22 protein-coding genes and 1 pseudogene are annotated in these 19,671 nt (G+C 45.8%); 10 read left to right on the top strand and 13 right to left on the bottom strand.

Features of this window, described 5'->3' with window-relative positions; translation table 11 throughout:
* The 3 genes from RAC86_RS19575 to RAC86_RS19565 form a co-directional block, all read left to right on the top strand.
* The coding region (locus RAC86_RS19575) for a GNAT family N-acetyltransferase (RefSeq protein ID WP_377885957.1) at positions 1-423 on the top strand (423 nt) is incomplete at its 5' end.
* A gap of 71 nt (positions 424-494) precedes the next feature.
* Entirely contained in the window at positions 495-1,487 is a 993-nt protein-coding gene (locus RAC86_RS19570) for an NADPH:quinone oxidoreductase family protein (protein ID WP_029726297.1), read from the top strand.
* 216 nt (positions 1,488-1,703) lie between these two features.
* Positions 1,704-2,675 carry an ABC transporter substrate-binding protein gene (locus tag RAC86_RS19565; RefSeq protein WP_003233159.1) on the top strand — a complete coding sequence of 324 codons (972 nt, stop codon included), beginning with the start codon at positions 1,704-1,706 and terminating at the stop codon, positions 2,673-2,675.
* Positions 2,676-2,706: 31 nt separating this feature from the next.
* Here RAC86_RS19565 and phoE read toward each other — a convergent pair whose 3' ends face one another.
* The 7 genes and pseudogenes from phoE to RAC86_RS19530 form a co-directional block, all read right to left on the bottom strand.
* Complete coding sequence (phoE, locus tag RAC86_RS19560) at positions 2,707-3,288, bottom strand: phosphatase PhoE (RefSeq protein WP_017695347.1); 582 nt, start codon at positions 3,286-3,288, stop codon at positions 2,707-2,709.
* 70 nt (positions 3,289-3,358) lie between these two features.
* Positions 3,359-4,453 carry an acetyl-CoA C-acyltransferase gene (locus RAC86_RS19555; protein WP_377885956.1) on the bottom strand — a complete coding sequence of 365 codons (1,095 nt, stop codon included), beginning with the start codon at positions 4,451-4,453 and terminating at the stop codon, positions 3,359-3,361.
* The gene (locus RAC86_RS19550; RefSeq protein ID WP_377885955.1) at positions 4,450-5,889 is read right to left on the bottom strand and encodes an acyl-CoA synthetase; all 1,440 of its coding nucleotides are present in this window, start codon (positions 5,887-5,889) and stop codon (positions 4,450-4,452) included. Before RAC86_RS19550 ends, RAC86_RS19555 begins: the two co-directional genes overlap by 4 nt.
* A gap of 6 nt (positions 5,890-5,895) precedes the next feature.
* Positions 5,896-6,456, bottom strand: a complete 561-nt coding sequence (locus RAC86_RS19545; RefSeq protein WP_327837762.1) for a biotin transporter BioY — start codon at positions 6,454-6,456, stop codon at positions 5,896-5,898.
* 134 nt (positions 6,457-6,590) lie between these two features.
* Positions 6,591-7,106 carry a methyl-accepting chemotaxis protein gene (locus RAC86_RS19540; protein ID WP_326255844.1) on the bottom strand — a complete coding sequence of 172 codons (516 nt, stop codon included), beginning with the start codon at positions 7,104-7,106 and terminating at the stop codon, positions 6,591-6,593.
* Positions 7,107-7,346: 240 nt separating this feature from the next.
* Positions 7,347-7,973, bottom strand: a pseudogene (locus RAC86_RS19535) (protoglobin domain-containing protein); the annotation flags it as partial.
* A gap of 54 nt (positions 7,974-8,027) precedes the next feature.
* The gene (locus RAC86_RS19530) at positions 8,028-9,557 is read right to left on the bottom strand and encodes an FAD-dependent oxidoreductase (protein WP_377885954.1); all 1,530 of its coding nucleotides are present in this window, start codon (positions 9,555-9,557) and stop codon (positions 8,028-8,030) included.
* Between the two features lie 111 nt (positions 9,558-9,668).
* Between RAC86_RS19530 and RAC86_RS19525 the strand changes: the two genes are divergently transcribed.
* The gene (locus RAC86_RS19525) at positions 9,669-10,526 is read left to right on the top strand and encodes an SDR family oxidoreductase (protein WP_003245662.1); all 858 of its coding nucleotides are present in this window, start codon (positions 9,669-9,671) and stop codon (positions 10,524-10,526) included.
* A 30-nt stretch (positions 10,527-10,556) separates the two neighbouring features.
* Here RAC86_RS19525 and RAC86_RS19520 read toward each other — a convergent pair whose 3' ends face one another.
* Positions 10,557-10,787: an IDEAL domain-containing protein gene (locus RAC86_RS19520; protein ID WP_377885953.1), complete on the bottom strand. Its 231-nt coding sequence runs from the start codon at positions 10,785-10,787 to the stop codon at positions 10,557-10,559.
* Positions 10,788-11,079: 292 nt separating this feature from the next.
* Here RAC86_RS19520 and comK point away from each other — a divergent pair, with 292 nt between their 5' ends.
* Complete coding sequence (comK, locus tag RAC86_RS19515) at positions 11,080-11,658, top strand: competence transcription factor ComK (RefSeq protein WP_024712928.1); 579 nt, start codon at positions 11,080-11,082, stop codon at positions 11,656-11,658.
* A gap of 46 nt (positions 11,659-11,704) precedes the next feature.
* Here comK and RAC86_RS19510 read toward each other — a convergent pair whose 3' ends face one another.
* Positions 11,705-12,604: an SDR family oxidoreductase gene (locus RAC86_RS19510; RefSeq protein WP_072566049.1), complete on the bottom strand. Its 900-nt coding sequence runs from the start codon at positions 12,602-12,604 to the stop codon at positions 11,705-11,707.
* Between the two features lie 217 nt (positions 12,605-12,821).
* Between RAC86_RS19510 and RAC86_RS19505 the strand changes: the two genes are divergently transcribed.
* Positions 12,822-13,091, top strand: a complete 270-nt coding sequence (locus RAC86_RS19505) for an excalibur calcium-binding domain-containing protein (RefSeq protein ID WP_014113282.1) — start codon at positions 12,822-12,824, stop codon at positions 13,089-13,091.
* Positions 13,092-13,133: 42 nt separating this feature from the next.
* On the opposite strand, the gene RAC86_RS19500 is transcribed toward RAC86_RS19505, so the two are convergent.
* From RAC86_RS19500 to RAC86_RS19490, 3 genes are all read right to left on the bottom strand, one after another.
* The gene (locus tag RAC86_RS19500) at positions 13,134-14,603 is read right to left on the bottom strand and encodes a sodium:solute symporter family protein (RefSeq protein ID WP_072566050.1); all 1,470 of its coding nucleotides are present in this window, start codon (positions 14,601-14,603) and stop codon (positions 13,134-13,136) included.
* Complete coding sequence (locus RAC86_RS19495; RefSeq protein WP_014113284.1) at positions 14,600-14,800, bottom strand: DUF3311 domain-containing protein; 201 nt, start codon at positions 14,798-14,800, stop codon at positions 14,600-14,602. The genes RAC86_RS19500 and RAC86_RS19495 overlap by 4 nt, the downstream gene beginning before the upstream one ends.
* Before the next feature lie 224 nt (positions 14,801-15,024).
* Positions 15,025-15,387, bottom strand: coding sequence for a YhjD family protein (locus tag RAC86_RS19490; protein WP_072183342.1), 363 nt, complete (start codon positions 15,385-15,387; stop codon positions 15,025-15,027).
* 153 nt (positions 15,388-15,540) lie between these two features.
* Here RAC86_RS19490 and RAC86_RS19485 point away from each other — a divergent pair, with 153 nt between their 5' ends.
* From RAC86_RS19485 to RAC86_RS19470, 4 genes are all read left to right on the top strand, one after another.
* A complete protein-coding gene (locus RAC86_RS19485) occupies positions 15,541-16,164 on the top strand; it encodes a TVP38/TMEM64 family protein (protein ID WP_014113286.1) in 624 nt (207 codons plus the stop codon).
* Between the two features lies 1 nt (position 16,165).
* Entirely contained in the window at positions 16,166-16,672 is a 507-nt protein-coding gene (gene lepB, locus RAC86_RS19480) for a signal peptidase I (protein WP_014113287.1), read from the top strand.
* Between the two features lie 177 nt (positions 16,673-16,849).
* The gene (locus tag RAC86_RS19475; RefSeq protein ID WP_072566827.1) at positions 16,850-18,349 is read left to right on the top strand and encodes a monooxygenase; all 1,500 of its coding nucleotides are present in this window, start codon (positions 16,850-16,852) and stop codon (positions 18,347-18,349) included.
* A gap of 76 nt (positions 18,350-18,425) precedes the next feature.
* Positions 18,426-18,953 carry a MarR family transcriptional regulator gene (locus RAC86_RS19470; RefSeq protein ID WP_014113289.1) on the top strand — a complete coding sequence of 176 codons (528 nt, stop codon included), beginning with the start codon at positions 18,426-18,428 and terminating at the stop codon, positions 18,951-18,953.
* A 26-nt stretch (positions 18,954-18,979) separates the two neighbouring features.
* Here the strand turns inward: RAC86_RS19470 and RAC86_RS19465 are convergent, their stop codons facing one another.
* Positions 18,980-19,177 (bottom strand): hypothetical protein, encoded by a 198-nt coding sequence (locus tag RAC86_RS19465; RefSeq protein WP_014113290.1) that lies wholly within the window; start codon positions 19,175-19,177, stop codon positions 18,980-18,982.
* Between the last annotated feature and the right edge of the window lie 494 nt (positions 19,178-19,671).

The following is a 19,671-nucleotide window of genomic DNA, read 5'->3' as shown; positions in this document are numbered from 1 at the left end:
GATGCAGCAGCCCTCGCACCGCTGTTTAACCAATATCGGGAATTTTATAGACAGGCATCCGATTTGCAAGGGGCGGAGGCTTTTTTGAAAGCTCGTTTGGAAAATCACGAGTCTGTTATTTTGATAGCAGAAGAAAATGGAGAATTCATAGGCTTTACCCAGCTCTATCCAACGTTTTCTTCTGTGTCAATGAAAAGGATCTACATATTAAATGACTTATTTGTCGTTCCTCATGCGCGTACAAAGGGAGCCGGCGGCCGGCTGCTTTCTGCTGCAAAGGATTATGCAGGGGAAAACGTGGCAAAATGTTTAACGCTTCAGACTGAGCACCACAACCGGAAGGCAAGAAGCTTGTATGAGCAAAACGGCTATGAAGAGGATACCGCATTTGTCCATTATTCTCTCAATGTGCCGGCGAAGTGAAAATGGCGGCTTGATGATTTGGTTTTTTGAACGTTCTTCGGTTACGATATAAATGAAAAGGAGTGTGCCGAATGTCAACGTTATTTCAAGCATTGCAGGCAGAAAAAAATGCCGATGATGTTTCAGTCCATGTGAAAACCATATCAACAGAGGATTTGCCGAAGGATGGTGTCCTGATTAAAGTTGCTTATTCCGGCATCAATTACAAAGATGGTCTGGCCGGAAAAGCAGGAGGCAATATCGTCAGAGAGTATCCGCTTATTTTAGGCATTGATGCTGCGGGTACGGTCGTTTCTTCCAAAGATCCGCGTTTTGCGGAGGGGGATGAGGTGATCGCGACAAGCTATGAGCTCGGTGTCTCCCGTGATGGCGGATTAAGTGAATACGCTTCGGTGCCTGGTGACTGGCTGGTGCCTTTGCCACAGAATCTTTCGTTAAAAGAAGCGATGGTGTACGGAACGGCGGGATTTACTGCGGCGTTATCAGTGCATCGGCTTGAACAGAACGGTCTGTCTCCGGAAAAAGGCAGCGTGCTAGTCACAGGAGCAACTGGCGGTGTCGGCGGAATTGCGGTTTCGATGCTGAACAAACGGGGCTATGATGTGGTGGCAAGCACCGGAAACCGGGAGGCGGCTGATTATTTGAAACAGCTCGGTGCAAGCGAAGTAATCAGCAGGGAAGATGTCTATGATGGAACGCTTAAGGCGCTGTCCAAGCAGAAATGGCAGGGAGCGGTTGATCCAGTCGGCGGAAAACAGCTTGCCTCGCTTTTAAGCAAAATTCAATACGGCGGATCTGTCGCAGTGAGCGGCTTAACCGGCGGAGGAGAAGTTCCGGCAACCGTGTATCCTTTTATTCTTCGCGGAGTAAGCCTGCTCGGAATCGATTCAGTATATTGTCCGATGGACGTCAGAGCCGCTGTTTGGGAGCGCATGTCTTCTGATCTCAAGCCTGATCAGCTGCTGACCATCGTGGACAGGGAAGTATCATTGGAAGAAACGCCGGGTGCGTTAAAAGATATTTTGCAAAATCGCATTCAAGGAAGAGTGATTGTGAAGCTTTAACAGGATCAGCTTGCAGAGAATGTTATTTTTCTGCAAGCTTTTTTGTGGACAGGATGATCAGCTGCTGAACTGCTGTGTCGCGAAACAAGATTTTCCTGTAAGCCGAACTTTCTCTTCTCATTTTAAAAATAATTGGTGATAATGATTCTCATTCCGTGTTATACTACTCTTGGACATCTTAACCATAGAAACTACCAACAGGAGAGACTGGAACATATGAAAAAAACACTGATTATTCTTACAGTTTTACTTCTTTCTGTCTTAACGGCTGCTTGCTCGTCTTCAAGCGGCAATCAAAACAGTAAAGAACATAAAGTGGCGGTAACACATGATTTAGGGAAGACAAATGTGCCTGAGCATCCGAAGCGGGTTGTTGTTCTTGAGCTAGGTTTTATTGATACACTGCTTGATCTCGGCATTACGCCTGTCGGGGTTGCCGATGACAACAAAGCGAAGCAGCTGATCAACAAGGATGTGCTGAAGAAAATTGACGGCTACACATCTGTCGGCACCCGCTCACAGCCAAGCATGGAAAAAATCGCTTCATTAAAACCCGATTTAATTATTGCTGACACGACCCGGCATAAGAAGGTGTACGATCAGCTGAAAAAAATAGCGCCGACGATTGCACTTAATAATTTAAATGCTGATTATCAGGATACAATTGACGCTTCGCTTACGATTGCAAAAGCAGTCGGCAAGGAGAAGGAAATGGAGAAAAAGCTGACGGCGCATGAAGAAAAGCTTAGCGAGACAAAGCAGAAAATCAGCGCGAACAGCCAGTCCGTGCTTTTGATCGGAAATACAAATGATACGATTATGGCCAGGGATGAAAACTTCTTTACATCGAGACTTTTAACACAGGTCGGCTATCGATATGCAATCAGTACGTCAGGCAATAGCGATTCAAGCAATGGCGGCGACTCTGTGAATATGAAAATGACACTGGAGCAGCTGCTGAAAACAGATCCGGATGTGATCATCCTGATGACAGGAAAAACAGATGACCTCGACGCCGACGGTAAACGCCCGATCGAAAAGAATGTCCTTTGGAAAAAACTGAAGGCAGTGAAAAACGGGCATGTATACCATGTGGACCGTGCGGTGTGGTCTCTGCGCCGCAGTGTAGACGGGGCGAATGCCATTTTGGACGAGCTTCAAAAAGAGATGCCGGCTGCTAAGAAATAAAAGAAAAGACAGGCAAACGCCTGTCTTTTTCTTATTTGATAAAGCCGGATAAGTGGCTGTTAATATTATAGTCTTTTATCCGCCATTTTTCTTCTGCAAATTCAATGTTGCTGAGGCAGGCGTTGACGAGACGGGTGCTTTGAAGCTCCGGGTCACCGCCGGATATTTCCGTCAGCAGGGCGTGAATTGCCGCACCGTGCGCCACGATCAGCACCTTCTTGTTTGGATACGCCTGGTTCACTTTTGCCAAACCGCCCATCAGCCTGTCAGTGAGTTCTTCTAACGTTTCCATATTCGGATAGATGTTATCTGGATAGCGCTTTGTCCGTTCCTCCAGCGGCATGCCCTCCGCATCGCCGTAATCGCGTTCCTTAAAATCATCCATCTCGACTATCGGAAGATGCAGATATTCATTAATAATTTCCGCGGTTCTTTTCGCTCTTTTCAGCGGGCTCGTCACAATAATATCCCAAGAAAAGTCCTTTACATATTCTCCGGTTTCTCTGGCTTGGCGTTCACCTGTTGTGTTTAGCGGAATATCGGTTTTTCCTTGGCATTTTTGCTGCAGGTTCCAATCGGTTTCTCCATGTCTTACTAAACAAACGGCTGTCATAAAATCCCCTTCCTGACTTTATTCATATCGCTATTATACTAAATCGAAAGCGTGTGTCCTATGAAAAAGCCTATGCAAGAACTTCAAATAATAAAGCAAGTCCAATTCCGCCGCCGCTTCCGATGGCTGCAACCACATATTGACAGTCTGTCCGTCTTTTCGCTTCATAAAACAATCTGGTTACCAGAGCTGCACCTGATGCACCGTACGGATGGCCAAGAGCTAAGGCGCCGCCGCGCACATTGATTTTTGAAAAGGGAATGCCGAGTTCTTGCGAGCAGACACAAATTTTGACGGCAAAGGCTTCATTGATTTCAAATAAACCGATATCCTCAGGTGTTACATCGTGTGTATGTAAGAGGTTACGGATCGCATCAACCGGTGCCGCGGGCGGATAGTTGGGGTGAATCCCACTGACTGCGCTGCCGATAAACCGGAGCACAGGCTTAAGTCCCAGGGCTGCCGCTTTTTCTTCTTCCATTACCAAAAGAGCCGCTGCTCCGTCTGCTATGCCGCTGCTGTTGGCTGCTGTGACTGTTCCGGAGCTGGTGTCGAAAACCGGCTTTGCACGGGGAATAATCGCTTCTATTGGCCGCGTTTTCAAAAATGCTTCGTCCGTCTCCAATTCCCCGAGAGGAACAATTTCTTCACGGTAAAATCCTCCATCATGCGCGTTCCTGCTGCGTTGATGGCTGAGAAGGGCGTACTCATCCTGCATGCTTCTGCTGATGGAATAGCGTGCAGCCGTATATTCTGCCGCAATGCCCATGTCTGGATCGCCGATGGCATCTGGAGAAAAGCGGGCCCGTTCTGAAAAAGGGGATTGGCTGCTGCTTTCTGAGCCGCCCGCGATATACATCGTGCCGGCTCCCGCTTGAATAAGGCTGCAGGCATAGCGCACAGCTTCAAGGCCGGAGCCGCACTGTCTGTCAATTGTCATTCCGGGAACCGATAAAGGCAGTCCGGCTTGAAGGGCTGACAGTCTGGCGAGGTTGCCGCCTCTGCCGGTAGCGTTTCCGAGAATGACCTCGTCAATTTGATCCTCTAGCTTTCGGCTGAGACAGCGGATGATGGGAGCTGACAAATCCTCCGGCAGGAAGGGCTTCAGCAGTCCGTTTTGATTTCCAAAGATCGTTCGTTTTGCATCAACAATAACCGCATTCATTTATACTGTATACTCTCTTCCAGCCATTTTTTCACGCTGGAACGGGCAATTTTTCCGCTGCTCGTTTCCGGCAAGCTGTCTGCAAACACCCATTTTTTCGGAATTTTATAGGAGGCTAATTTCTGTTTACACAAGGCTTTCAGTGTTCTGGCATTAGCGTTTCCATGAATGACAGCTACAGCGATTTCTCCCCAATACTCGTCGGGAATGCCAACGACAGCCGCGCTTTCAACCTCTGGGCAGGCGAGAAGCACACGTTCAATTTCTTCTGGGAAAATATTTAATCCTCCGTACACGATCATCCCGTTTTCTCTTCCTGATATGTATAGAAAGCCCTCTTCATCAACATAGCCCATATCATCCACTGTCATCCATTCATCTGGTGTGCTGCCGTTCACATAGCCGGAAAACCGCATCGGGCTGTTGACAAATATTTTTCCGACTTCGCCTGGCTGACAGCGTTCTCCTTCAGCGTTGCGGATTTCGATCCGGACATTATGAAAAGGGCGGCCCGCTGAATGCGGTTTCCGTTTGCTGTCTTCCGGTGAAGAAAACGTCACAAAACTAAGCTCTGATGTGCCGTAAAAATCGTACAGCTTGAGATGAGGCCATGCAGCGGCAAGCTTCTCCTTGGATTCTGCCGGCCAGTCTGCGCCGGATGAAATGATTTTGACGGGACTGTCGGGAAAACCCTCAATCCTTGTGAGGGCGTCTGTCATCGTCGGTACGGTATAGAGAACACTGATGGATTCACGGCACAGCCATTCCTTCGCTTTGGCAGGAGAAAACTTTTTCAGCAAACAAACGGTTCCTCCGAGAAACAAAGTGCTGACTGCCCCGTATAAGAAGTGAGAGGACATTAACGTCCCGGGAATCAATACCGTGTCATTTGATGAAATTGAAAAATCTGTTTCTGTACAGGTAAAGCTCTCTATCCATGAGCGGTGAGATCGCGTAAAGGCCTTCGGTTTTCCTGTCGAGCCCGACGTAAATCCCATATAAAAAGGGTGCTCCGGATCAATGGTAGGCAAGGGATCAGCGGTTGCTTCAGAAATATCTGCCATACAGTTATCCAGCAAAACAACAGGTGTCTGGCTATCTGTCAGTTTGTTTTTGAAAAAGGCTAAAGTAACCACAAGATCCGCATTGCTTATGGACAGCCGCTCCTTACATTCAGCCGGGCTCCAGCGTGTGTCGATGGGAATGGCTGTGCATCCAGCCGCTGCGGCTCCGGCAAACAGCTGTAAAAACGCCAGACTATTTGGGAGCAGGATCGCCACACGATTCGGCGTGCTCGGCTGTGACCGCAGCCAATTTGCGGTTTGAGAGACAAGCCGATCCCAATCATGGTACGTGATTTGCTCCGATTCAGTCTGGATCGCTACACGGCCGGGCGATGTTTCGGCAGTAGATGAATAGGTATGGGTAATTGTCATGTAGTGTCATCCTCCTTTTGTAAACATCGTATCAGAAAGAGACAAGGCTTGAGTGATTTTTATCGCCAGAAATGCAGATACAGCCGCTTTTATCAAATCACCAGGCACATATGCAAGGCTCATGAAGGCGGCCTGTGACAAATCAATATGCATGATAAAAGCTTGTACCGGTATACCAAGCAGATAAATAAAGATGATGCCGAATACGATATGAGTGAAAAAGAGACGCAATACTGTCACCTTCCGCAGCCTGTTAGCGGCTAAACTGATCAGCCATGAAGCGAGGGGATAAGCAATCAAAAAGCCTGAGCTCGGTCCGAAAAACACACCAAAACCGCCTCGTCCGCCGGGCAACAGCGGCGCTCCGAAGGCGACGAGCAGCAAAAAGACAATCTGGCTTAAGATAGCAGACTTTGGCCTGAGAATGCTGCCTGCCAACATGACACCAAGCGTTTGCAATGTAATCGGAACGGGTGTAAAGGATAAGAAGAGAGGGGGCATAAAGCCGAGCACTGCCATCAGCGCGGTGAAAATCGCAATATGCATCATGTCGATTAATTTCAGCATGTGAAATCCTCCAAACAGTAATCAAATATGGTTATACAATAAATGCAGGCAATTATTATGTCAACTGATTTTTGATTTAAGTTTACATAATGAACGCAGAAAAACCGGCCGTATGGCAGACCGGTTTTTGATGGTTATTCTTCTGTCAGGATGACAAGCGAATCAACGGAAGCGGCCACATGGGAAACGGCGCGGCTGACTTCCTGAAGCCCTCCAAGAAAGGCTTGCAGATCGACGTCGATTTTGCCTGATTGCTCTTTGCTGATTTTCATGCTGTGGACGATTTCATCGAATAAGCGGTTAATTTGCGTCATTTTTTCTTTACTTTCGCTGACTAGCTCATTCACGTCTTTGATATGCTTGGATACAATGTTGATTTGTGTATTCGTATTGTTCACAAGCTCAGAAACAGTAGAGACGGTTTTTTTCGTATCCTCAGAAAGCTTCCGCACTTCATTTGCCACGACAGCAAAGCCTTTGCCGTGTTCTCCGGCGCGGGCGGATTCAATAGATGCATTGAGCGAGAGAAGGTTTGTTTGTTCAGCTATGCCTGTGACGATGCCGAAGATTTTTTCAATTTGCTGCGCGATTTCATCCAGCTTGACCATTTCTTTTTCGATTTGGACAAGGCTTGTGTCAATTTTGTTCATCTGTTTTTGCTGGACTTCTAGCTCTTTTTTTCCGCCGATCGACTTTTCTTCAACAGTGCTGGATGTTACAGTGCCGGCTTTGGATGCTTGAGAAATGCCTTCAGATTTGTCCACAAGCTCTTGAACTGATCTGCTTGTTTCTGAAAACAGATTGGCAATCGATCCAGAGGTTTCTTGAATTTTCTGATGAAGAAGGTTTTTCTTTTCTTCTTGTTCATCACGGGTCTGGTTGTACTCGCTTTGAAACGCTTCAAGGACAAGCTGCTGTTCTAAGTTCAAGATTTTTGTTGTTGCTTTAATGGCTTTTAGCAGTTCTTGCTGATTTGTAATGGACGCTTCATAAATATCAATCATTGACAAAAGAAGCTCTTGAAACGCACCCATATACCATTTTGGCAAAAGGCCGATTCTTAAATGGATGGAGGCGATTCGGTTACGCTTTTCAATAAATTCATCATCGATAACGCCTGCAAACATTTCCTGAATATGCCGTTTTAACGTTTGTTTTAAGCGGTCAACTGAGCTGTGATCATTAATGATATCCATCAATGAGCTTTCATGGTCAAGGTTTTTATAAAACGCATCAACGATATTTACGATATTTTCTTGAATGAGTGGCTGAAGCTGCTCTAACACGTAAAGCTCAGCATCTCCCAACCTGACCATTTTGAGCTGTTTTTTGACATCTGCATGTTTGTTTGTGAGCTGAATGCGGTTTTTTTGCTGTCCGTTTGAATCTGAAAAGTAAGCTGTTTCTTGTTTTCTGTCTTTTTTAAATAACAATACAATGATCCCCCTTGGGAAAAATATAATTTTTACTTTTTGGCTTTTTAAGCCTTTTTCTTTTTTATCGGCCAAGGGAAACATGAATGAAGCTGCAGATGAAAAATATTTGAAAAACCGTTCATTAAAATGAACGGTTTAATCGAGATCTATTTGTTTTAATGGTTTAATGGCCGGACCCTCTACAACTTCGCCAGATGGCTTAAAGCGTGATCCGTGGCACGGACAATCCCACGTATGCTCACTGTCGTTCCACTCGACCTCGCAGCCTAAATGGGTACAAGTCGTATCAACGAGATGGAGGCAGCCTGTCTCATCACGAAATGCTCCCGCTCGCCTGCCGTTTATGGTGACGGCTTTCCCTTCCCCTGGCGAAATGTCTTCAAATTGGACATCAGGCTTTTCAAGCTTTCCTTTTATCAAATGCTTGGCGACATCTGCATTGTAGGAAATCACTTTCTGCAACCCGGGATTCAGATGGAAACGGGACGGCGTGAAAATGCTTTCGTATGGGTTGTCTTTTTTCTCCACAAGGTCTGACAATAAAGTGGCTGCGACTGCTGAGGACGTCATGCCCCATTTTTTGAACCCGGTCGCTACTAGAATATTGTCCTCATTTTCCGACATCGGCCCGATAAACGGGATTTTGTCGATCGTCACTAGATCTTGGGTGGACCAATAATATGGAATGCTTTCGATGCCGATGGTGCTTTCGGCCAGTTGTCTCAGTGTTTCATAATGTGTAGACATGGCTTTTCCCTGGCCTGTTTTATGGCTTACTCCGCTGAAGAGAATCAGCTTTTCACCGTTTACAACCGTATAGCGGAGCGCCACTGACGGCTGATCGATACTCAAATACATGCCCTCGGGATACTCGATCTTCGGCTTGATGGCAAGGACATAAGATCTGTCGGAGTACATTCTCGCAGCATATAATCCGCCTCCGTCATAAAAAGGGAAGTGGGAACAGCATATGATAAAGCGGCTCTTAATGGCGTGCCGGCTTTTTGTTACCACTTCGGGCCTTTCGCCTTTTTTGATATCAAGCGCAACGGTCTCTTCATAAATTCGGCCGCCTTTTTGAACAATTTGCTCCAGAAGCGCTTTTAAGTATTGAAGCGGATGAAATTGAGCTTGATTCTTCATGACAAGCGCCAGCTTAGAACCTAAGGGAATTGGAAGATCCTTGATAAGGTCTCTTTCAATTCCCAGCTTTGTGTATGCCTCATGCTCGGTGCGGATTTTTTGAACAGCGTTTTCATTTGCCGTATAAAGATATGCGTCTTGCTCGATCCATTCACAATCAATTCGATGTTCATCAACAATGCCTTTTATGTAATCAATTGCGTTTTGGTTTGCTTCATAATAAAGCCTCGCATGGTTTAATCCGAAATGGCGGATAAATTCGTCGTATATCATGTCATGCTGTGCGGTAACTTTAGCAGTTGTATGTGCAGTGGTTCCGTTAAGAACCTGATTTGCTTCAATCAAAACGACACGGAAGCCTCTCTTCGTAAGTTCATATGCCGTTGTGATTCCAGTAATCCCGCCTCCGATAATGGTGACGTCACATTCAGTGTCCTCTTGAAGCGCAGGAAAAGAAGGCAAGTCAGTTGATGTTTTCCAGTATGTTTCAGGTGCTTCCTTTGCAAAATGTTGATTAGCCAAGCCGTTATACCTCCAATCAGATTTATTCTTAATTTTTCCATATTCTATCTTTTCATACATAGGAAGCAGGCATTGTTCATAACATAATAAGGTTGAAAAGGAGTGATTTCATTGGCGAATCAAAAAAAGAAAACATTACCGCCTCAGCACCAGAACCAGCAGCCTGGTTTTGAATATCTGATGGACCCGCGTCCGGTTTTTGATAAGCCGAAGAAAGCGAAAAAATTAGAGGGCAAAACCGCTATTATTACTGGAGGAGACAGCGGGATTGGACGCGCTGTCTCGGTGTTATTCGCAAAAGAAGGGGCTAATGTGGTCATTGTGTATTTGAATGAACATCAGGACGCCGAGGAAACAAAGCAGTATGTAGAAAAGGAAGGGGTAAAATGCCTGCTGATTGCAGGAGATGTCGGGGATGAAGCGTTTTGCAATGATGTGGTCGGGCAGGCAAGCCAAGTGTTTCCATCCATTGATATATTGGTTAACAATGCAGCTGAGCAGCATGTCCAGCCCAGCATTGAAAAAATCACCAGCCACCAGCTGATCAGAACCTTCCAAACAAACATTTTTTCCATGTTTTACTTAACAAAGGCAGTGCTGCCTCATTTAAAAAAAGGGAGCTCTATTATTAATACCGCTTCTATTACTGCCTATAAAGGCAATAAAACGCTGATCGATTATTCAGCGACAAAAGGCGCGATCGTTACGTTTACAAGGTCCCTTTCCCAATCGCTTGTTCAGCAGGGCATACGGGTCAATGCAGTGGCACCGGGTCCCATTTGGACACCGCTTATCCCGGCCAGCTTTGCCGCAAAAGACGTGGAAGTGTTTGGTTCAGACGTGCCGATGGAACGCCCGGGACAGCCGGTCGAAGTGGCGCCAAGCTATCTATACCTTGCCAGCGACGATTCCACATACGTCACAGGACAGACGATTCACGTCAATGGCGGAACAATTGTGAACGGATAATAAAAAGCCAATCCTTGAAGGATTGGCTTATTAGCTCTGCTTGAGCGCTGCATATTCTTTAGAGAGCGTAAGAAACGCATCTTTATCTTTTTCGTCCAAGGCTTTGTTAATTTGGTCCGTCAGCATGGCAAGCCGACGGTTATACAAGGATTCATCGAGCACCATTTGAATGTAAATATCCGTCATTGTGACATCGAATTCTTTTGTTTTTTGCGTGTTGCGGGACTTCATGAGCTCAGTGTACGATTTTTTCTCTTTCATAAAGAATCCCCCCAATGCCTTTTTTATAGTATATGGATAACGGTCGAAAAAATCAATAAATTTTTATAATTTTTAGACAACTAATACTTGGCAATCTATCGACATATCCTGCAAAATGCCGTGAACCGGAAGATCTTACGAATGTAAAACCGGGTTATTACTAGTGATTTAGTACCAATAAATATCATTAAAAGATGATTTTAGCTCATTTGTTAAAAAAACCTGTCGTTTTATAAAAACAGATGATAGATTATTAGTATAAATTTTGCAGAAAAAGGATGGAGGCCATAATATGAGTCAGAAAACAGACGCACCTTTAGAATCGTATGAAGTGAACGGCGCAACAATTGCCGTGCTGCCAGAAGAAATCGACGGCAAAATTTGTTCCAAAATTATTGAAAAAGACTGCGTGTTTTACGTCAGCATGAAGCCGCTGCAAATTGTCGACAGAAGCTGCCGGTTTTTCGGATCAAGCTATGCGGGAAGAAAAGCAGGAACTTATGAAGTGACAAAAATTTCACACAAACCACCGATCATGGTGGACCCTTCGAATCAAATCTTTTTATTCCCTACACTTTCTTCGACAAGACCCCAATGCGGCTGGATTTCCCATGTGCATGTGAAAGAATTCAAACCGACTGAATTCGACGATACGGAAGTGACGTTTTCGAATGGGAAAACAATGGAGCTGCCGATCTCCTGCAATTCGTTCGAGAACCAGGTATACCGGACAGCATGGCTAAGAACCAAATTCCAAGACAGAATCGAACACCGTGTGCCAAAACGGCAGGAATTTATGCTGTATCCGAAGGAAGAGCGGACGAAGATGATTTATGATTTTATTTTGCGTGAGCTCGGGGAGCGGTATTAGAAAAAAAGAAAGGAGCTGACCAAACAGGGCAGCTCCTTCTCCTGCTTTAGGCTGTCGGAATTCCGCCGGTGATGCCATATACCTGAGATGTCACATAGCTTGAATTCTCTGAAGCTAAGAATACATAAACATCTGCCAATTCTACTGGCTGCCCAGCGCGGTTTAATGGAGCGGGCGGGGTGCCTTGGCCGAATTTTGGGATATTTTCCGTCGGCTGTCCACCGGAAATTTGCAGCGGTGTCCAGATTGGCCCAGGCGCAACAGAGTTTACTCTGATGCCTTTGGAAGCCAGTTGTTTTCCTAGTCCGACGGTAAAGCCGATAATGGCGTTTTTCGTTGCTGCGTAATCTAACAGCATCGGGCTTGGATTGTAGCCTTCAACTGAGGTGGTCGTAATAATTGATGCGCCCTCCGGCAACAACGGAAGTGCCGCTTTTACAACCCAGTAAAGGGAAAAGACGTTCACTTCAAATGTTTTATAGATTTGTTCAGTAGGCAGGTCTTCGATGTTTTCGACTGCTTGCTGTTTGCCGGCAACCAGTGCTAGCACATCCAGCCCGCCGAGCTCCTCCTGCGCCTGTTTGACTAAATTCTGGCAAAAGGATTCGTCACTCAAGTCTCCGGGAATCAGCACTGCTTTTCGCCCTTCTGCTTCTATCAGTTCTTTCACCTCTTCAGCATCAGGCTGTTCCACAGGCAGGTAGTTAATGGCTACATCGGCACCTTCCCGGGCATAAGCAATCGCGGCAGCGCGGCCGATACCGGAATCGCCGCCGGTGACAAGCGCTTTTCGTCCAGTCAGCTTGCCAGATCCTTTGTAGCTTTTCTCTCCGCAATCCGGCACAGGCTTCATGTTCTGCTGCAGGCCAGGCGGTTCTTGGTATTGTTCAGGAAATTCATCATGAAAAAATGCTGTTAAAGGATTGCTAAGATTTGAATCAGACATCATCAACGCTCCTTTTCTGTTTGGTGTACATTCGTATGTGTACCCCTGAGCATATAGAGAAAAACATGTTTTGGCAGATTGAACACTGAAAGACAAAGAAAACAAGAAAAAACAAACCCTTCTTCCATATTTATCTTGTCAAATAAGACTATATGAATTATGATAAATTCGGGCTATAAATCAACTAAATATTGGATATAAGGGGGAGTGTAACGTCATGAAAAAAGCGGCTGCGGTTTTGCTGTCACTCGGTCTCGTTTTCGGTTTTTCATATGGATCTGACCATGTGGCGGAAGCCAAAACAAAGGTGAAGGTCTATAAGAATTGCAAGGAGTTAAACAAAGTATACAAAGGCGGGGTGGCCCGCACGTCGAAGGTGAAAAACAAAGGCGGAAAAACAAAGTACAAGCCTTATGTCTCTAAGGCGCTTTATGATGCCAATAAAAAGAAAGACCGCGACAAAGATTATATCGCCTGCGAACGTTAAACAAGAAAAAGCAATCTGATGTCCAGATTGCTTTTTTATGATTTATGCCGCCTGATCAGCCGCAGCACTTTTCGTTTTTCTTGTCGCAAAGCTTACAGCTACCATGACGGTAATATTCAAAAGCAGGGCGACTATGCCGACATTTAAGTCTTTTGCTGCTTGAGGCAGCGCGGGAAATAAAGTGCTGATCGTCGTTTCCGTCAATGTAATATAAGAAACCGCTCCGACACCTGTAATGATGCCGGCAAAGGCTCCCTGCTTCGTCACCATATTATGCTTGAACAGGCTGAACAGCAGGGCCGGAAATAATTGTGTGACAAGGCTGTAGCCCATCAATAACAGCGTAACGATGGTATTCCCGCCCTTGAAGGTAAAGTACACCGAAACCAGCGCGATCACCGGCACTAAAAACTTAGCAAGCACCGATACTTGCTGTTCTGTCGTGCGGGGCGCGAACACTTTGTACACATTTTTTGCAAACAGCGTGGAGGCAGACATTAAGATCATAGACCCCGGCACAAGCGCTGTCAGCAGTCCGGCGGCACCGATAATCCCGACAAACCAAGGGTCAAATGTTTGCAGTGACAGTCTCAAAAGCGATAGATCCCCGTCTGCGCCTTTCAGACCAGGAACTTGCAGGATAGCCGCAAAGCCGACGAAAAGGACGAAGAGCAGGACCAGCTGGTATAAAGGCATGATGATGGCGTTTTTGCGAAAGACTTTTGGGTTTTCGGCTGAATACGAAGCGGAAAACGTATGAGGCCACATGTAAAACCCAAGTGCTGTCAAGAGCACGGTTGAACTGAACCAGGCCGCACTTTGCCCCGTTTCGGGAAGCGTAAGAAAGCCTGGCTTTGCCGTTTCAATCTGCTGAAACATGTCTTGAAATCCGCCGTAGTAATGAATTGGCAAATACACACCTAAAAACAGAACGACAACCAAAATCATGATGTCTTTCACAACCGATATCCAGGCAGACCCGTGAATGCCGGATACCATAACGTAAACCGTGATCGAAATGGCGCCGATCCAGATGGCGGCGGTCGGAGAGATTTTGCCGTACGATGTTTCCGATACAATCAGCCCGAGGCCTTTCAGCTGCAGCACAAGATACGGAATGAGCGCGGCGATGCCGACCAGTGAAACGAGCACGCCAAGCAGCGGACTGTTATATTTTTTGGTGAAAAAATCAGACTGTGACATCAGCTTATGCTGTTTCGCGTACGTCCAAACCGCCGGCAGAAGCCAATAAGAAAGGATGTAAGCCAGGCATCCGTAGGCGATGATGTAAAAGGCCGGTCCGCCTTTCCCGTAGGCCCAGCCGCTTCCGCCGAGAAACGTAAATGTGGTATAAATTTCGCCTGCCATCAATAAGAACACGAATACGGTTCCGAAGCCGCGGCCTCCGACCGTCCACTGCTCAAGGTTCATATCTTTTCCTTTTTGGGCGCGTATGCCGAGAAAAATACTCAAAAGCAGGACGCCGAAAATGATGATGAGAGCTGCGTTCATTCTGCTTCCTCCTTTTTATTTTCGTTATCGAGGACATACACAATCGCCATCAACGCAGAGGTCAAAAGAGCCCACATCACGATATAGGCAAGAATAAACGGCATGCCGAACACATAGGGAGTCACTTTATTTGCAAAAGGGATGCCGAGTAAGATTCCGATAAAGGGCAAAGCGGCGAGAACGTGAATCAGTTTCATAGAATCCTCCTTCTCTTTTAGGATTGGGGTGTGCAAGCCCAAGCGTACTGAAAATGATGTCGCAGATATGGCGGCACATGTCATTTTTTGGGGCGAAAGGTTGTGGTTCGAATTATAAATAAATTTATTTTGTTTGTATAGTGGGAATTGTCTGAAATTTATTGTTGGAATTGCCCGAAGAGGGAGCGGGCAATCTTGGGAGAGTACAGAATGATTCAAAAGACTCATGGCCTGTCCGGGGCAAATAAATAGAATGTTAATAATTCGCTGACCTGCTCCCGAATTCGCGGATTAAAATAGCGGTGCTTTTCTTCATAACCATCGATCACAAATACATAAAGCGTAAAGGCCTCATCGCGTTCCGCCTCGTGTATCGCAATTTTTCTTTTCCTCAGCTCTTTTCTGACCTCCATCAAATCCTTTTGTGCTATTTTTAATGATTCGCTGATAAGCTGTTTATAAGGATGCTTCAATTTTAATGTGCTTTGCTCAATTCCGGCGAGATCACGATTAAAAATCGTAATGGCCATGGGCAAAAAGAGAGCCCGTTCAATTAATTCGTATATTTCCTCCTGCAGATTCGGCATTGCTGACTCCTTCTTTCTAATGGGAACGTTTGTTCTATTTGTATTCTATATCGGCTGGTGAAATGTTTCAAGACAGAAAAAATCGCCAAAACTTTTTAGTTTTCTGCTGATAATGTGTAGAATAAGGATAGACAAACCCGGTAAGGAGTATAAATGTTGGAGCATTTTTTATCCTATTTCACACAAGAACATTTAACTGAATTATTTCAAAGCTATAGGGCTTTCGGTCCGCTTATTGCTGTGCTGCTGCCTTTAATTGAAGCATTTCTCCCGTTTTTGCCGCTGATCGTGTTTGTGGTGGCAAATACAAACTCGTTTGGTCTGTGGGAAGGATTCATCCTGTCTTGGGCGGGATCAACTGCTGGATCTATTCTCGTATTTTTGATTGTCCGTCAATACGGACAGAGAAGATTGCTTGGTTTTATCCGCAGTCATCCTTCGGTCAGAAAGCTGATGTTATGGGTGGAGAGGCACGGCTTCGGTCCCATGTTTCTTCTGCTTTGTTTTCCGTTTACACCGTCAGCCGCGGTGAATGTTGTTGCCGGTTTGTCGAGGATCGGAACGCGGCCGTTTATTTTGGCGGCAGCTTCGGGGAAGCTTGTCATGATTTTTATGATCAGCTTCATCGGATATGATCTGCACGCACTGATTACACAGCCGATTCGAACGGTCATTGCTGTATTGGTGATCACTATCTTATGGTATGTCGGCAAAAAGGTAGAGCGGTACCTGCATGTGAGAGCCAGTCAGCGTGAGCATGATGGAGGGAGACAGTAACATGAAAAAACGGTTTTGGTTTCTTGCCGGTGTAGTGTCCGTTGTTCTCGCCATTCAGGTTAAAAATGCCGTCTTTATTGATTACAAGGTAGAAGGCGTTAGTATGAACCCGACCTTTCAGGAAGGAAACGAACTGTTGGTCAATAAATTCTCACATCGATTTAAAACCATCCATCGTTTTGATATTGTCCTTTTTAAAGGGCCTGATCAAAAAGTGCTGATTAAGCGGGTAATCGGCTTGCCCGGTGAATCGATCAAATATAAAGATGATCAGCTGTATGTGAACGGAAAGCAGGTTGCTGAACCATTTTTGAAGCATTTGAAATCAGTTTCTGCTGGAAGTCATGTAACGGGTGATTTTACCTTGAAAGATGTGACAGGAACAAGCAAAGTGCCGAAAGGACAATATTTTGTTGTTGGAGATAATCGCATATACAGCTTCGACAGTCGGCACTTTGGTCCGATAAGAGAAAAAAATATTGTCGGTGTTATCTCTGATGCTGAATAAAAAGACGCCAATTGAAGAGGCGTCTTTTTTGTGCTGGTTTGGAAAAATGTGTTGAAGAAAAATTTGTAAGAGGTTATAATTTAAATTGTTACGTGTGTAACAAAAAAATGAAAATGGTTTTTATTTTTTCGTTTATTTTATTGGTTTTTGTTCGTTTTGTATGAAACAAAAGGAGTGATTAAGATGAATGTAGAAGCAGTGATTATAGGGGGAGGGCCGGTCGGATTTATGCTGGCTTCCGAGCTTGCGATGGCCGGAGTGAAAACATGTGTGATTGAGCGCCTTGAAAAGCCTGTTCCGCATTCCAAGGCGTTGACCCTCCATCCCCGGACGTTGGAGCTCCTTGAGATGAGAGGGCTGTTGGAACGTTTCGTATCCAAAGGAAGCAAGATACCTTCCGGGCACTTTTCTATGCTGGATACCCGTCTTGATTTTTCAGGCTTGGATACGAGCTGTCCTTACACGCTTTTGCTTCCGCAGGCCAAAACAGAGCAGCTGCTCGAGGAACATGCGCGAAGCCTGGGAGCAGAGGTGTTTCGAGGGGCAGAGGCATTGTCGGTTACGCAAAACGGGACAGAGACGCAAACGATTTTTAAGGATCGGGGAGGCAGTCTGCGGACGATCACGAGCATGTTTGTCGTTGGTGCCGATGGAGCAGGAAGTACCGTCCGGAAACAGGCTGGAATCGAGTTTCCAGGAACAGACGGCACTGTCACCGCTGCGCTTGGAGATGTGGCGCTCCTTTCTCCGCCGCCGTCAGGAGTGCTGTCCCTTTGCACAAAAGAGGGCGGTGTCATGATTGTTCCACTTTCTCCGGACCAATACCGTGTCGTCGTGATCAGCCCTTATCGCACGCAGACGCCGAAAGATGTGCCTGTCACTGAGGAGGAGCTGAAAGCTGATCTCGCACGAATTTGCGGAACTGACTTCGGTTTAACCGAGCCTTCTTGGATGTCGCGGTTCGGGAACGCCGCGCGCCAAGCGAAGCGGTATCGGGACGACAGAATCTTTCTCGCTGGGGATGCGGCGCATATTCATTTTCCAGCGGGCGGCCAAGGGCTGAATGTTGGCCTACAGGATGCAATGAACCTTGGATGGAAGCTGGCGGCGGCCGTCAAGGGCGTTGCACCTTCATGGCTTTTGGACAGCTACCATAAGGAACGGCACCCAGCTGCTGAAGGGCTCCTGAGGAACACAGAGGCACAAACAAAGCTGTTTGATTTCAATCAAGCAGGCCTCCATTTGCGAAGTATGATGTCGGAACTGCTCGCCTTCCCTGAAGTGAATCGATATGTAGCGGGACAAATTTCTGCGCTCGATGTCAGGTATGAAGCTGATCCTAACATGCCGCCGCATCGTTTGAACGGGTCAAGGCTTCCTGATATGGAGCTGATTCTTTCAGACGGCAGTTCGGAACGGCTGTACAGCTGTCTCCATAACGGGACATTCGTTTTGCTGTCGCTGACACAGGAGGCTTGTGATCATAGTCGATTAAAAGGCTTACGTACGGTAAACGCCTCGCTTGCAGAACCTAATGAAAAGTTGCGGGACGTGCATACGATTTTGATTCGCCCTGATGGACATGTTGCCTGGGCAGTGGGGGCATCGGAGCCCGATTGTGCCGAGGTGATTCAAGCAGGGATCAGCCGCTGGATTTCCGTTGCCAGCCGGGTGTAGTTCAATTCGATTGTTTCATCTGTAACAAAACGGTATGATAGAAGAAACAATCGAATGAAAAAGGATGGAAAACCCGATGAATACAGATCATACGAAACGCAATATTTTTGAATTATATGCGGAGCTCATTCATCAGCAGGAGAAGTGGGAGGGGCTCATTAAAGCCTTTTTGTCTGACGAATTGAAGAAGCTGGATGCCGAGCACGGGAGTAAATCTCAATTGTCGATGACAGAAATTCATGTTCTTTCTTGTGTTGGGGACAATGAACCAATCAATGTCACGTCTATTGCAGAAAAAATGAATACGACAAAAGCGACTGTATCGCGCATCAGCACAAAATTGCTCGGCGCAGGCTTCCTTCACAGAACACAGCTCAGCGATAACAAAAAGGAGGTCTACTTCCGATTGACACCGGCCGGAAAAAAACTGCACAGTTTGCACAAATATTATCACCAGAAGGTCGAACAGCGTTTTCTGTCATTTTTTGACCGATATACGGAGGAAGAGATTCTTTTTGCGGAACGGCTGTTTCGGGATCTGGTGACAAAGTGGTATCCGTCATCAGAAGAAATGGAAGAGGGTCTTCACAACGTTTTTAAATAAAAAACACGCACTGAGGTGCGTGTTTTTCACGTTTCTTCTTTCTTTTTCAAGATTGTAACGTAAATCAGATTTCCTCCGGCTAAAATCATAAGCGGCAGTCCAGGGGAGCCGGATGTCACCAAATTATAAATCAGCCAGATTCCTAAACATATTCCATAATATAAGTGCATTGCCTTCTCGGGATTGTCGCGCAGCAAACTTCCTTTAATAATCTTTTTCATCATATCGCCCCTATTAATTTTAGGATTTCCCTTTAGTTTACATGCATCTTCGGTTCATCTCAAAATTTGCTCTTTGGCTTTTGATGCTCTCAAAATATTTCGAGGGAATTTTAGAATTATTTTTTTACAGATACGTTTTCTGATAACTCTGCCCACTTCTATCATCTACTATCTCCCTTGCTAAAACACTGTTTTCTCCATATAAACAAGGAAAGACCTTCTGTAGCAAGCCACCCGTTTAGTCCTTTTATTTCCTCTTGGGGAATGTCTTACTTTCTATTTCGGCTAATACTCCCATAGAATCAACAAATGTAATATATGTTTCATTTTCACGCGTAAGAATTTTCGTACCCTCACTTAATAGACCCTGTCATTTCTCAGCTAAGTCTGTTGTTAACTTGCCAATATCTTCTGCAGAGATGCCGTACCATCCAACAATACGTTATGAATCAACCTATTCTGAAATTGGTCAGAGATCTCTAGAATACCCAAGTAAC

This window comes from Bacillus sp. LR_5 (assembly GCF_042709275.1).
The sequence above is the reverse complement of the archived record's forward strand: the minus strand, read 5'-3'. Positions and strand labels throughout refer to the sequence as shown.

Coding starts and splice junctions, on each gene's coding strand:
- RAC86_RS19570 (WP_029726297.1), top strand. CDS start 495: ATGTCAACGTTATTTCAAGCATTGCAGGCAGAAAAAAATGCCGATGAT.
- RAC86_RS19565 (WP_003233159.1), top strand. CDS start 1,704: ATGAAAAAAACACTGATTATTCTTACAGTTTTACTTCTTTCTGTCTTA.
- phoE (WP_017695347.1), bottom strand. CDS start 3,288: ATGACAGCCGTTTGTTTAGTAAGACATGGAGAAACCGATTGGAACCTG.
- RAC86_RS19555 (WP_377885956.1), bottom strand. CDS start 4,453: ATGAATGCGGTTATTGTTGATGCAAAACGAACGATCTTTGGAAATCAA.
- RAC86_RS19550 (WP_377885955.1), bottom strand. CDS start 5,889: ATGACAATTACCCATACCTATTCATCTACTGCCGAAACATCGCCCGGC.
- RAC86_RS19545 (WP_327837762.1), bottom strand. CDS start 6,456: ATGCTGAAATTAATCGACATGATGCATATTGCGATTTTCACCGCGCTG.
- RAC86_RS19540 (WP_326255844.1), bottom strand. CDS start 7,106: ATGAACAAAATTGACACAAGCCTTGTCCAAATCGAAAAAGAAATGGTC.
- RAC86_RS19520 (WP_377885953.1), bottom strand. CDS start 10,787: ATGAAAGAGAAAAAATCGTACACTGAGCTCATGAAGTCCCGCAACACG.
- comK (WP_024712928.1), top strand. CDS start 11,080: ATGAGTCAGAAAACAGACGCACCTTTAGAATCGTATGAAGTGAACGGC.
- RAC86_RS19510 (WP_072566049.1), bottom strand. CDS start 12,604: ATGTCTGATTCAAATCTTAGCAATCCTTTAACAGCATTTTTTCATGAT.
- RAC86_RS19505 (WP_014113282.1), top strand. CDS start 12,822: ATGAAAAAAGCGGCTGCGGTTTTGCTGTCACTCGGTCTCGTTTTCGGT.
- RAC86_RS19500 (WP_072566050.1), bottom strand. CDS start 14,603: ATGAACGCAGCTCTCATCATCATTTTCGGCGTCCTGCTTTTGAGTATT.
- RAC86_RS19495 (WP_014113284.1), bottom strand. CDS start 14,800: ATGAAACTGATTCACGTTCTCGCCGCTTTGCCCTTTATCGGAATCTTA.
- RAC86_RS19490 (WP_072183342.1), bottom strand. CDS start 15,387: ATGCCGAATCTGCAGGAGGAAATATACGAATTAATTGAACGGGCTCTC.
- RAC86_RS19485 (WP_014113286.1), top strand. CDS start 15,541: ATGTTGGAGCATTTTTTATCCTATTTCACACAAGAACATTTAACTGAA.
- lepB (WP_014113287.1), top strand. CDS start 16,166: ATGAAAAAACGGTTTTGGTTTCTTGCCGGTGTAGTGTCCGTTGTTCTC.
- RAC86_RS19470 (WP_014113289.1), top strand. CDS start 18,426: ATGAATACAGATCATACGAAACGCAATATTTTTGAATTATATGCGGAG.
- RAC86_RS19465 (WP_014113290.1), bottom strand. CDS start 19,177: ATGATGAAAAAGATTATTAAAGGAAGTTTGCTGCGCGACAATCCCGAG.